The organism is Marinicella marina (assembly GCF_030065545.1).
Lineage (GTDB): Bacteria > Pseudomonadota > Gammaproteobacteria > Xanthomonadales > Marinicellaceae > Marinicella > Marinicella marina.
Genome location: NZ_JASJNC010000001.1, coordinates 136,980 through 149,701, shown reverse-complemented (window position 1 = coordinate 149,701; position 12,722 = coordinate 136,980). Strand labels below are relative to the sequence as shown.

General features: G+C 39.3%; 12 protein-coding genes, 1 tRNA gene and 1 riboswitch. Of the genes, 3 read left to right on the top strand and 10 right to left on the bottom strand.

What is annotated here, in order from left to right; all coding sequences use genetic code 11:
- The first annotated feature begins 17 nt into the window (after positions 1-17).
- Positions 18-1,139, top strand: coding sequence for a PilT/PilU family type 4a pilus ATPase (locus tag QNI24_RS00765; protein WP_267176728.1), 1,122 nt, complete (start codon positions 18-20; stop codon positions 1,137-1,139).
- Between the two features lie 78 nt (positions 1,140-1,217).
- Here the strand turns inward: QNI24_RS00765 and QNI24_RS00760 are convergent, their stop codons facing one another.
- Entirely contained in the window at positions 1,218-3,149 is a 1,932-nt protein-coding gene (locus QNI24_RS00760; RefSeq protein WP_267176729.1) for a TonB-dependent receptor plug domain-containing protein, read from the bottom strand.
- Between the two features lie 28 nt (positions 3,150-3,177).
- A riboswitch (cobalamin riboswitch) is annotated at positions 3,178-3,420 on the bottom strand.
- Between the two features lie 162 nt (positions 3,421-3,582).
- Between QNI24_RS00760 and QNI24_RS00755 the strand changes: the two genes are divergently transcribed.
- Entirely contained in the window at positions 3,583-5,466 is a 1,884-nt protein-coding gene (locus QNI24_RS00755) for an EAL domain-containing protein (RefSeq protein ID WP_267176730.1), read from the top strand.
- A gap of 1,200 nt (positions 5,467-6,666) precedes the next feature.
- Here the strand turns inward: QNI24_RS00755 and QNI24_RS00750 are convergent.
- Positions 6,667-6,885: a hypothetical protein gene (locus tag QNI24_RS00750; RefSeq protein WP_283708432.1), complete on the bottom strand. Its 219-nt coding sequence runs from the start codon at positions 6,883-6,885 to the stop codon at positions 6,667-6,669.
- Complete coding sequence (locus QNI24_RS00745; RefSeq protein ID WP_283708431.1) at positions 6,882-7,100, bottom strand: hypothetical protein; 219 nt, start codon at positions 7,098-7,100, stop codon at positions 6,882-6,884. Before QNI24_RS00745 ends, QNI24_RS00750 begins: the two co-directional genes overlap by 4 nt.
- A gap of 168 nt (positions 7,101-7,268) precedes the next feature.
- Between QNI24_RS00745 and QNI24_RS00740 the strand changes: the two genes are divergently transcribed.
- The gene (locus QNI24_RS00740) at positions 7,269-8,057 is read left to right on the top strand and encodes a hypothetical protein (RefSeq protein ID WP_283708430.1); all 789 of its coding nucleotides are present in this window, start codon (positions 7,269-7,271) and stop codon (positions 8,055-8,057) included.
- A 59-nt stretch (positions 8,058-8,116) separates the two neighbouring features.
- On the opposite strand, the gene QNI24_RS00735 is transcribed toward QNI24_RS00740, so the two are convergent.
- From QNI24_RS00735 to QNI24_RS00705, 7 genes are all read right to left on the bottom strand, one after another.
- On the bottom strand, positions 8,117-9,214 hold the full coding sequence (locus QNI24_RS00735) for an AAA family ATPase (RefSeq protein WP_283708429.1): 1,098 nt from the start codon (positions 9,212-9,214) through the stop codon (positions 8,117-8,119).
- Positions 9,207-9,437, bottom strand: coding sequence for a hypothetical protein (locus QNI24_RS00730; protein ID WP_283708428.1), 231 nt, complete (start codon positions 9,435-9,437; stop codon positions 9,207-9,209). Before QNI24_RS00730 ends, QNI24_RS00735 begins: the two co-directional genes overlap by 8 nt.
- The gene (locus QNI24_RS00725) at positions 9,427-9,714 is read right to left on the bottom strand and encodes a helix-turn-helix domain-containing protein (RefSeq protein ID WP_283708427.1); all 288 of its coding nucleotides are present in this window, start codon (positions 9,712-9,714) and stop codon (positions 9,427-9,429) included. The genes QNI24_RS00730 and QNI24_RS00725 overlap by 11 nt, the downstream gene beginning before the upstream one ends.
- A 94-nt stretch (positions 9,715-9,808) precedes the next feature.
- Entirely contained in the window at positions 9,809-10,003 is a 195-nt protein-coding gene (locus QNI24_RS00720; RefSeq protein ID WP_283708426.1) for a helix-turn-helix transcriptional regulator, read from the bottom strand.
- 138 nt (positions 10,004-10,141) lie between these two features.
- Positions 10,142-10,999, bottom strand: a complete 858-nt coding sequence (locus QNI24_RS00715; RefSeq protein ID WP_283708425.1) for a hypothetical protein — start codon at positions 10,997-10,999, stop codon at positions 10,142-10,144.
- A 102-nt stretch (positions 11,000-11,101) separates the two neighbouring features.
- Entirely contained in the window at positions 11,102-12,331 is a 1,230-nt protein-coding gene (locus QNI24_RS00710) for a tyrosine-type recombinase/integrase (RefSeq protein ID WP_283708424.1), read from the bottom strand.
- Between the two features lie 189 nt (positions 12,332-12,520).
- Positions 12,521-12,596: transfer RNA gene (locus tag QNI24_RS00705), tRNA-Thr, on the bottom strand.
- Between the last annotated feature and the right edge of the window lie 126 nt (positions 12,597-12,722).

The window sequence follows — 12,722 nt, the reverse complement described above, 5'->3', positions numbered from 1 at the left end:
AACTCAGAGGAATAAGCATGGACTTTAATTCGTATTTAAAATTAATGGTACATAAAAAGGCATCTGACCTTTTTATCACTGCCAACCTGGCTCCCAGTATTAAAATTCATGGCAGGGTGATTCCAATCACCCAACAACCACTGACCAAAGCACAAGCACGGGATATGGTCACCGGGATCATGTCGCCCTACCAAAAAGAAGAGTTTGAGCGAACCCATGAGTGTAACTTCGCGATTGGTGTGTCATCTGTGGGTCGTTTCAGGGTCAGTGCTTTTTACCAAAGAAATGCCGTAGGCATGGTGATTCGTCGGGTTGAAACCAAGATTCCAACATTCGAGTCATTGAAGCTACCTGAAGTATTGAAAGAGCTCGCTCTGACCAAGCGAGGCATCATTATATTTGTCGGGGGTACTGGTACCGGTAAGTCAACCTCATTGGCTGCTATGGTAGGTTATCGCAACGTCAATACCACAGGCCACATCATCACCATTGAGGACCCGATTGAATATGTGCATGAACACCAAGGCTGTGTGATTACCCAGCGTGAGGTCGGTTTGGATACTGAATCGTTTGAAATTGCTTTGAAAAACACCTTGAGGCAAGCCCCTGACGTCATCATGATTGGTGAGATTCGTACTTCAGAAACGATGCAACAGGCGGTTACTTTTGCGGAAACCGGACACCTCTGTTTGGCTACTTTGCACGCCAATAACGCCAACCAAGCACTGGACCGGGTGTTACACTTTTTCCCCAAAGATGCACGTGAACAATTATTGATGGACATGTCTTTGAACTTACGCGCCATGGTGGCACAACAATTGATTCCAACACCGGATGGCAACGGTCGACGGGCGGCTGTTGAGATTTTGATCAATTCGCCACTGGCCCAAGAATACATCCGTAAGGGCAAGATTGAAAAGCTGAAGGATTTGATGAAAAAGTCCACCAACATGGGCATGCAAACTTTCGATCAGGCCATGTTTGATTTATACCAGGCCGGTGAAATTACCTATGAAGACGCGTTGCGCCATGCCGATTCCGCCAACGAAGTACGCTTGGCGATTAAACTGTCTCAAGGCGGTGATGCTGATTCATTGTCTATGGGTATGGATGGTATTGGCTTGGAGGAAGACAAATAGTCAGCACGCTTTGTGATGACTTAAAAAACAGGAGAGCTGTACTGTAGTTCTCCTGTGTTTTTGTATGGAGTTCAAAATCTAAAAACTGCCTTTTAATCCAGCATAAAACGCCGCACCTGGTCGGGCATAGCCTAATACTTCTTCATAGTTTTCATCAAATAAATTTTGACCTTTGGCATACAGCTGAAGCTGTTGATTCAATTGCCAACTGAAGGTCAAATCAAAAGTGGTATAACTACCCAGCTTAACATTGGATGAGGTGAAACTGGTTGGATCAAAAAACACATCTAATTGATCATCCTGATAGTTTAATTGCCCATAAAGTTGTGCACGATTGTCAGCGAATCGATAATCAAGACTCAAACTGGCCATGTTATTAGGGCGTCTGACTTCAGTGACCTCCATTCCTGCGGCATTTTCTTCCGTGGCATCGGTGTAGGTGTAATTAAAGTCCAAGTCTAATTGGGTAGAGATGCTGCTTGAGAGGTTTAATTCGAAGCCACTGCGCTCGCTTTCACCTGTTTGATTGGCAGCCGTGAACAAACCTGATGGTGCATCAAAAACAAAGCCATTGATTTCATTTTCCAAGTTTTGCTTGAAGTAAACCAGTACCAACTGACTGTTAGCCCAATTTTTTTCAATGGCCACTTCAAAGGCATCTGAATCTTCAGGTTTTAAATTGGGGTTGCCAATGAAATTGGCTGGGAAAAAGCCAAACCGTTCAATAAAAGAAGGCGCTTTGCTGCCAGTACCCACTGAACTGCGCAGTCGCAAATCTTGTTTAATTTGATAGGAAGCAGCTAAGCGGTAATTACTGACATCATCAAAGCGGTTAAAATTATCTTGCCGTGCTGATAGGTTCCAGCTGAACTGGTCATTAAGCTGATGGTGGTATTCAGCGGCTAAACCCGTTACTGAATATTCTTGGCCCTGATTAGGGTCACCAAATGGTGATGCAGTGCCACGTTGCACAAAATCAACCATGCGATGATCCAGCAAGGCAGAGACTCGGTGTTGGTTAATTGTGCCGAATGACACGCTGGATTTAAGTTTAACTTCCGCTGTCTCAGCCGCAGTTGAGCTGGTTTGACCAGCTCCGAAAGTGAAATTTTCAGCATCCACATCAGAAAATTGGTAGCTGAACTCATTGTGCCATTTATCACTGGGCCGGTGTTTAAGCACTATTTGAGAATTGGTTTGAGTTCTTTCAGTCCACAAGTCGGCATCGACAGGCAGGCCAGTAATCACAAAATCGGTGCCATCAAATTCATTCAGTGCATCGGTGTGATTGGTGCTCATTTTTAGCGACCAAGCTGAATTGAAGTCGTAGTCAAAAGCAAAGTTGGCGTTCAAGTTCTCAAAACCGTCGGCTTCATCGCCACGTCGAGCAATGTTGATACCCGCTGAATCGAGGGCGTTGATGCCCGCAGAAAGCCGCCAACCCTCATCAGCCACAGTGCCATCCAAGGCCATGCCTTTGGTGTTGAAAGAACCGGTCTCAATATCAAAACCCCAACGATTGCTGCGGTCGCTGCGGGTGATGATGTTGATCACTGCACTCATCGCATCAGTGCCCCAAATGGCACTTTGCGGTCCACGCACAATTTCAATGCGTTCGATGTTATCCACCATGGCATAGTTAAACAGAAACTCATCATTGGCTGTGGGATCATTCACGCGAATGCCATCTATTAAAACCAGCACATGGTTGGCTTCTGAGCCACGAATGCGCAGCTGGGTTTGGGTGCCTGGGCCGCCTGATTGACTGACTGCAAAGCCTGGCACAGACCTGAGTACATCAGACAGATAAGTGGCTTGAGTGGCTGCGATGTCGGCAGCGGTAATGAGGGTGACTGAACCACCAAATTGGTTTTGTTCAATGGGGGTGATGCCAGCGGTAACAACTAAGTCAGTAAGCTGTGCTGTGTCATCGACTGTTTGAGCATGGGTTTGTGTACTTAATGCGAGCGCAAGCCAGCAAGCCACGCCATTGTGGTTTTTGTGTTTCATTTTTACTCCTGTTCCGCCCGAACTTTGAGGTTAATAAATCAAACAGGCCGGTATCCGGACTCACACCAGGAGTGAAATGAATCACCTTACCAGCGCCTTCCCATGATTAACACAGTGGCATAATGACTGGCTTGATAGTGCTTACCGTTGCGGGGGCAGTGTGGGCTTTGAGTGAGGTTTATGATTAACTCGACTCGCACCAACTTCCCGTTTACCCTGAAATCATCAAAATTATTTAATGACGCCAGGCACCTGTTTGAAGGAATCGCCATGTTAGCTTTAGTGGTGTGTAATCGTCAACCATAATTTATTGGCTCAAGATAAATCCATTATGGCATGAAGCGTTTGCCAACAATGTCCAAAAATGTTTGTAAAAACATGTGTTTCAATGCAAGAATGATGGACTTTAAGGACATAGCCGGAGGTTGTTCGGGTGCAAAAAAGTGGTGTCGTTTTATTGATTCTATTGTATGTTTCGGTACTGATACTATTCTCGCTCGCGCATTTTAAATACGTGCGCTATGAACAGTCCAACCAAATCAACCAAGAACTGATCAATGCAGCACACGCTGCCAGAGCGATACTGGGCAAAGATTTTCATGATGAGCTGACCAATCAAGACTCAATCAGCTACCAGCAGGATTATGCAGCGGCCCTCAGGCTTTATGATTATGCCCGTTCCGTCGGCATTGCTTATTTATACAGTTTTAAGCGTTTTGATGACGAGATTTTATTCACTGCTTCCAGTGCCACAGATGAAGAACTGGCATTGGAAGTCTATGATTCAGCTTATTTTACCCGCTATCCAGAAATGGATCCGGCAGTTGAGGTGACTTTCGATACGGGTGTGATTCAATTCGCTGAATACCATGACAGGTGGGGTTCATTCAGGTCAGTGTTTGTGCCGTTCCAGAACAGCCAAGGCGAAACTTACGTGGTGGGGGCCGACATGACTCAGGGTGATGTTGAAAGCGCGCTGTTTAAAAGTTTTGTTTATGCCTTTATCTTAACGGGCTTATTTGCGGTATTGGTGGTGCCGGTTATGTACTTGTTTGTGAAAGCCAAAAAACAACAATGGCAAATGAAATATCAGCTGCTTTTTAAGGATAGCTTGACAGGTTTGCCAAACAAAAACCAATTACTCACTGACCTCAAAAAAGCCCAACACATTCATTTGGGTTTGATAGACATCAAAAAATTCAGCGATGTCACCAACACCTATGGTCCGGCAGTTGGTGATCACATTTTGAAGCAGTTTGCTGTGCGTTTAGATAGTTTTAAGCATGATAAGCTCGATAACTACAAAGTTTATCGTTTAGACGGTGATGTTTTTGCCATCTTGGAAGATCAGAACATCGGTGTTGATGAAATCAAAGCCGGCAGCGAAGAGTTGATTACTTATTTGGTCTCACACCGATACCAAGTTAATAGCAATGAATACATTCGTTTGAATGTGGTTGTTGGTGGTGTTAACCAAAATGACGATGCTTTTATGTTGGCCAATATGGCACTTGAAGAGGCCAAGCGACAAAAAATTCAGTCTTTTGTTTATGACAATAAGAGTGATAATTTACCAGAGACTTACAAAACCAACTCAATCATTAAACATCAGTTGATTGAGGCGATTGAGCAGCACCGGCTGGTACCCTTTTATCAGCCTATTTTTAATGCCCATGACAAGCAGTTGGCCAAGTACGAGTGTTTGGCCCGTATTGTCGATGAACAGGGTGACGTGTTGGTGGCACCGCAGCAGTTTATCCCGGTAGCGAAAAGGGCCGGCATTTACAGTGAAATCACACAGGTTATATTGGCTCATTCGATTGCTTTCGCGCAAACCAATACAGTCATCATATCGATTAATTTATCGATATCAGACATCATGAATACAAAGACCAGGGTGTTTTTGTATCGCAGTGTCAGGGAATCCAATATCGCTGAAAGAATTCAATTCGAAATTTTAGAGACAGAAGCCATTGAAGATTTGTCGCAGGTAACGACCTTTATCCTAAAACTTCAATCATTGGGGGCCAAAGTAGGTATCGATGATTTGGGCAGAAGCTATTCAAATTTCGATCGTTTAACCCATTTGCCATTGGACTTCATTAAAATTGATGGATCAATCATTACTTCAATAGCCAATGACGAGGATGCGCAGCGCGTGACCAGAGAAATAGTAGCCATCGCCAAGCGTCATAACATGAAGGTTACCGCCGAATATTGTTATGATGAGGCCACCACAGCCATGGCGATTAATCTTGGGGTAGATTACTTACAGGGGTTCCATTTGGGCAAGCCACAGAAAAAGGTGCTTGAATGAGGTTGTCTTGAGGGTGGGGAATGAAATGGTGCCGACACCAAGAGTCGAAACAATCTTGTAAGTAACTGATAAGTAAAGTTTAAAATAATGTAATATTGCAATGTACCCAGTTTTGTACCAAGTTTAGGCATTTTTACAAGCCACATATCACGACTGATTAGTCTTACACGTACATATGTAAAAATTAAATCTATTGGTAAATGGTGACACGTCCGCATAAAGTTGTTTTTGCTTCCATACATTAAACTTTTCAGCATAAGCGGTATTTATAGCTAAGATATTTAAGCCTATGGTGATGTAACACGGGTGCATAGAAAACTTCGCGTTTCCGCATTATTTAGATTTCAAAGGGGTGGGGTGGCACTAATACCTGTCAGCTTTATTGATTGATACGGGTGCATAGTAATCTTTTCATATCCACATTAAAACAATTTCACGGTTTTTTTAGTGTGGGTAAATTGCATTTTAAATTGATTACAGCTAAACGCAAAATCAAAAATCAAATTCTGTGAATGTAAAAATTTAGCTGGGCGTTCGTTTGTCGAGCAATGACTAATTTTACTTTCAATTGCCCCTGTACCCCTCTTTTTTATAGTGTAAACTAATTTCTTTTTACGGTGTCGGAAAACCAATTCCCTAACGTGTGCAGAAATTATTTATTGTGTTATTTGCTAACGTGTCGGAAAACCCTTTTTATAGTGTCCGTTAATTACAATGAAACTGACTCCGAACCCCCTTTTTTATAGTGCAAGAAAATTGTTTTCAAACGTGCCGGAAAACTGTTTGCTTAACGTACGTAAAAACTATTCAGTAAACGTAGCCGAAAACCCTTTTTTATTGCCGAATAATAATTCTTTGACTTAATCCTTTTTTCTAAATAAGAAATAAAAAAATGCAAATATAATGGCAAACGGTGCAACAATAATTGAGATAAGTAGCAAAAAACCACTAGTAGATCCTGATGCAAGTGAAACAGAAGGGACTAGTTGCAGTAAGAAAAATATAAATAGCTTCATAAAAATATTGCAATCGGGTTAATTTACTGAAAGAGGATTAGTGTTCTTCTTTAAGATTTTAACATTGTATTTCAAACCTTTGTAGATAACTTTTTAAGGGGTCACTAGCTGGCCTTTTTACGGTGTCAGAAAATTCTTTGTCTAACGTACCGCAAAACTATTTTTATAGTGTTACGAAATTCAATTAATTGCTAAAGGCTGCGACCTGTTTTAATAATAACTTTGTCTCTTCAAGCTCTGTAATCAATTGGCTGTATCTTTCAAGGTCTGGTGACTCTTTTAGTGAGTTGAGAGCAAGTTCTTTTCTAATTTCATGCAACCGCTGTTTATAATCAGATTTAGACTTAACAATGTTGGCACGCCGTGTTTTTTTCATTTTTCCGATAATGTCTTGTGCTGTCATGCTTCACCCTTTCTAAATTCTGATAGTTGTTGCTGGGCCTTTTTAAGTTGGTTCATCAAAAATCTATGTAGTTTTAAGTCTGGCGTTGGTTGGTGTGAAATTCTGACAATCTCATCCTTTAGCTGCTGTATCTTGTCGAGTAGCTCAATGTCTGGCCGTTGTAAGTAATGTTGCGTTTGTATAAGTGCTTTGATCTGTTTTTGCTCAGTCATCATTTTGTAACTCCCTAATATCAAAAAGGCCACTGAACGAACGAAACACCTGACGGATTTATCGGTTGACCTGTAGTAAGTCAGTGACCATTGATGTATTATTTCTAGTATGAAATCTAACCGATATAGAAAAATTCTGAAACCTTGTAAGAAAAGTTCGACAAAATAGATATGCTAAAAAAAATTGTAATAGGAATTATTGGAACGTTTTTGGCTTGGGCTATAGTCATGGCTGTGATTTTTTCTTATGAATATTATCAGGAAAATAAAATTGAAAAAATAATCTCGTTAGGTGGAATTGATTTAAATATTACGGCTGATGATTTGATTTTTTACAAAGGACAACCTTACAGAAAAACATCTGAAACATTACTACCAAATGTCACTGATAAACAACTAATCCAACATATTAGATTTTTAAATAACTCCGTTACAGAGACAAATGAACCAAAAAGTTCAAATTTTGATATTAAAACTGCAAAACGTGTTACCGATCCTGCAACCTTAAAATTATTAAATGAATCAATTGACCATAGTGATTTGATAGATTCCAGCTTATCTAAAAGTTTATTAGTACGTATTGCAAAAGATAGAGGGCTAATTGAACCAAATGCTGAAAACATTCCAAACGACGAGTTTGACTTAAAAAGGATTTTCCCAGAAAGAGATAACTGGTTTTATGACAATGACACATTTATTACAATTGTTTTGATAACAGAAAATAAAATTAAAAGAATTACTCAAGTTGCAAAAGATAACTGTTGGAAATGTATAAAAATTGGGCCGATTCAACATGGTGACAATTATCAAAAAGTTATAGAAAAATACGGAGAACCATCAGATATGTCAAAGAGTGAAGATTTAACTGTATGGAGATTAGATTATGATAAATACAATACCTATTTTGCTTTAGAAAAAAATCAAGTTACTGCTGTTGGCGCTTTTATTCCAGAAGATTAATAAAACATGTATGTACGTATCACCCCTATAGAGAAAGCTTACATACATACACGCATTTTTTAGCCCTCTGAAACCGCCCTGACAGCGTTCTGGCCGTTCAACTTGGCAAAGTCTAACAAAGGGGTTCTGTTATCCTTTAAGCCGTTTAAAGCCGTCCTGATATTTGTCTTTGTTAGCTGTTCGTCATCACTGCCAGAATTACTATCAAGTAAGCCACTGATTAAATCAGTCCAAGTCATTGGCGCAGTACAGTTTGCTAGTATGTAGTCAAATACAATCCCTCTGATGCCTTGGGGCTTGCATGTTTCAGGCTCTTGGTTGTAATCTGCTGGCTCAAGTACCAGCGAATTAATCGGTTTACCTTTTTGGCTGCCAAGATAAACATTGTTTAAATCAAATTGTTTGGGTAATGGCGCGTCTGAATCTTTCAGCTTTTCGGCATGTAACACACAACTCAACTTCTGCTTTGATTCCAGCTTATAGACGAAATCAACATCAGACTCCAGTGCATTACTGCCGCGTATGACTTTGCTCTTATTAGTGTGATGCACAACTAAACAAGTTGTGTTGTAGTCGTATCTAATGTTTTCAATATAGTCTAAAAACTCACCCATATCCTTTGAATGGTTTTCATCGCCACGGCCAAAACATTTCCGCAGTGTATCAAATACAACTAGCTTGATTGGTTCTTGTATTTGGTCAAGTTGATGCCTAAATACACTTAACTCTTCAGTATTAAGAACAGCCACTCTTTGGTTGCTGGCAGCAAATGGAACTTCTGAGCCATCATTGTAACCATGGTGTTTCAACCAAGCTTTAACGCGCTTCTGAACGCCGTGATTGCCCTCACCTGCTACGTAAACAACCAAACCTTGATTCACATCGAGACCGTGCCAGCTTTTACCTGTTGCCACTGATAAACACCAGTCCAAAGCCAGAAAAGTTTTATAAGAGCCTGACTGACCATAAAGAACCCCTGTTGTGTCTCTTTCAATAAAATTTTCAATCAACCAGTTAGGCTCGATATTAAGACTTAACAATTCAGGCATAAACTGAAGCTTAAAGTGGTTGCGTTTTTTTGTGCCCCCTGCAATATGCAAGGGGCTGAAGTTGCTTTGATTGTTTCTGCCGTTCTGGGCCTTTAAAATATCAGTCATTGCAGTCACCTTTGTTCAGTAGTTTAATTGCTTTCTTATAGTCAGCACATAAACCTGATGACAGCAAAAAGTTAACCGCATCATTGAAACTAAAACACGCTACAAAATCTCTGACTGTGGAAGTACCAAGCCATATTTCAAAGTTTGGTTCATCTCCATGGCGCTTGATTAAGCTGTAGCCGTGTTGCAGTGGTGTAATAATTGTTATTTGGTCATAACTCATGATGCACCTCGTTATATTTGCCACTCAATAAAACATACTCAGCAACTCTGTGTGGTTTGCCTTGTGCTGTGTGATCAGTGCGCCAGTTAGTGACGATGTTTAAATCATGAATGTGCCTGAGTTCATATACTCGTGCGGCTGGGCAAACAATATCAAGCTTAATCTGGGCCTGTAAGGTAGTTATCTTGCCGTGTTCATGAAAATAATGCTCTAGTCTTTGTCTTTGAGCTGATGCTGCGTTAGAATTGAGTTGCTGTGTGGTTTCGTCAATACTCATTTGATGTTTACCTCATGGTTGTGTTGAAAGATACAGAAATTAAAAGCACTGGCAAGGGTCGAAACTTTCAGTGCTTTTTTTATGGTAGATTGATTCATTGGCTACGCTCCTGCTTACGCGCTTCAATAAACTCTAAAATCTCGTTGTGGTCATAGCCAACGGCGCGACCGCCTAACTTGATTTTCTGGGGAAAGCTTGGGTTTTTAGACCATCGGTTTAAAGTCGATAGACTAATCCCAAACATTTGAGCGACCTCATTTGGTCGATTAACTTTTAATGCCTTTTGCATTGGTTTATTACCTCATTACGTTGAAAGAGGTGTCAATTAAACCATTAAAAACCAAAGACCTTATTTATTATGAAAAAATACTTTTATTAGGATAAATTAGTACGCAATAATGAAAAATTAAGCTGTAATAATGAAAAATTATATTTCGTCACTAATTTCACTTAATGAATCCTCTATATAATTTGATATTTCTTTTTTAAGCTTCCCATATTCAGTTGCAAAATAACCTTCTTTTATTCTTGGAGGTATAACGAAGTCATCTTTATTAGCTGTTAAATATTCAGCCACATCTTTGGCAATATTAGTTACATTGATATTATTAGAAGATTTGTGTCTATAGCTTACATCTTTTTCTGATAATAAATTTGCCATAGCAAAAAGTGCAAGTTTTAAATTACGTTCCCCTCTTGTTGGTTTTGTTTCTGAATCAGAAACTGTGAACTCATTTTTGTTTTCATTTAACTTATTCTTTTCACTGAACGTTATATCACTGATGCCAAACTTATTTAAGATTTTATTAATATCACTAATTTTGTAAAACAAACTTACTTCACTTAACATTTGAAAATTAAGACAATGTAAGTTATTAAAGAATTGATTATACTCGTCATGACCTTCAAATTTATCATCTGTGTAAAAGTTAAAATCAAGTATGTCGACAATATCTTTTAAATCCTCAATTAGTAATTCTCCGCTATACTTTTCACCATTAACTTTAAACTCTGGTGTTGGTTTAATTATCATGCCTGAATTAGAGATATGGCCTAAGTCAGTGAGTTCTTTTTTAAAAGAGAAATATCCAGAAAGATATAATTCTTTGCTTGAATAAAACTCTTTTAGTTCAAAAACTGGCAATATGCCTTCAACTTTGAAATAAACTTTTCCTGCTGAATTAAGAGACTCAATTACTTTCTCCGCAACATTGGTAAATATTGCAGCTTGATGAAGCTTATCTATAAATCTACTCTTAACAATATATTTTTTTGAAAAATCCATAAGCACTCTTTCCTGTGATTTCTTTCAAATTAAAAAAACCATGCCAAGGCGGTAAACAGTCCGCTGTTCAGTAGCTAACCTATGGCATGGCTGTTTAGCCTGTTAATTTATTTTCTTGTGGCCAATTGGTACTATGTTTGAACCATCTGATTTATCTACATAATCAGCATATATCTGCATCATGGCGGTTCTATCCTGAATAAATTCAGCACGGTTATATCTTTTTTCAGTAGAATTTTTAATTACATGGCTCATTTGTTTTTCAATATGCCGCCTTTCAAAACCAAGCTCATTTAAAATAGTTGTAGCTAAATGCCTGAAGCCATGTACTGTGTGTTTACCTCTGTAACCCATGCGGTAGAGCGCATATAACATAGCGTTTTCACTGAATGGCTTGGTATCTGGTTTACTTCGTGAAGCAAAAACAAAAGGGAAGTGTCCAGTAATAGGGTGCAAATCTTTCAATGCTTTGATAGCTTGTTTGGAAAGTGGAACGATATGATCTTTATTCATTTTCATGCGTTCTGCTGGTATTAACCACTGTTTATCTATGAAGCTTATTTCATCCCACCGCGCGAACCTGATCTCACTGGTTCTAACAAAAGTATAAAGTGCTAACAATAGTCCTGTTTTAGTTGTAAGCTCCATAGCTGTAGTGTGAATGGCTTCTATAAGCTGTGGCAGTTCCTTTATATCAATGCTGTTGAAGTTTTCAGTAGAAGTGTGTTTCTTTAAAACCAATTCCTGACCCTCGCAAGGGTTTGACTTGATTAGCTGTTTAACTTTGGCATAGATAAAAATACCATTGCACCGCTGCCTTACTTTTTTAAGTGTTTCGTATGAACCGCGTTTTTCTATTTTTTCTAAAACTTTGGTTAGTTTCTTAGGCTTGATTTTATTTATCGGCTTGTCACCAATATAAGGAAACACGTTAAACTCCAAGGACTTCAAAACGTCTTTGGTGTAGTCTGGCTTCCATTCATTGCTTTTTAGCTCAATCCATTTGAGTGCAATTTTTTTAAACGTGTGTTTGTTTTGGTTGTTAGCTTTACCCTTGCCTTTTTTTCTTTCTTTAGATGGGTTTTTGTTTTCAGATAATTGACTGCGAATCTTTGCAGCCTCCAATCTAGCTGCTATCAGTGAAACATTAGGGAAAACGCCAAGTGCTAAAGTTTTTTGCTTTGATTCAAAGGTGAAATTAATTCTGAAGTATTTTGAGCCGTTAGTATGAACAAGGATAAACAAGCCTTTAGTCATGCTGTCATGCACCTTGTAGGGCTTATCCTTTATAGGTAGGTTCTCAATTGTTTTGTGATCTAGCTTTTCTTTCAAAATTAACTTGGTACATTTTTAGAAAATAACACCATCGAACTGATATACCAAGCAATGTACCACTTTTTTTCATGGGTTGTAAAGGAGTTTTATGATACCTTATGACATAATAAAAGCCCATTGAGTGGCTATATAGTGAGGTTTATGTGGTGAAAGCGGGGTTTTATGAAGTCTTATGAATGTTTGAAATGGTGCCGACACCAAGAGTCGAACTCGGGACCTACTGATTACAAGTCAGTTGCTCTACCAACTGAGCTATGTCGGCACTACATCACAGATGCTCGTCGAAACGAGGATGCGAAGTATAGACAAAATAAATCCTTTGTTCAACATTTTTTTAATCAATTGATGTGGTTTGAAAGGTAACATTTTCACGTTATTCTTGCGATAA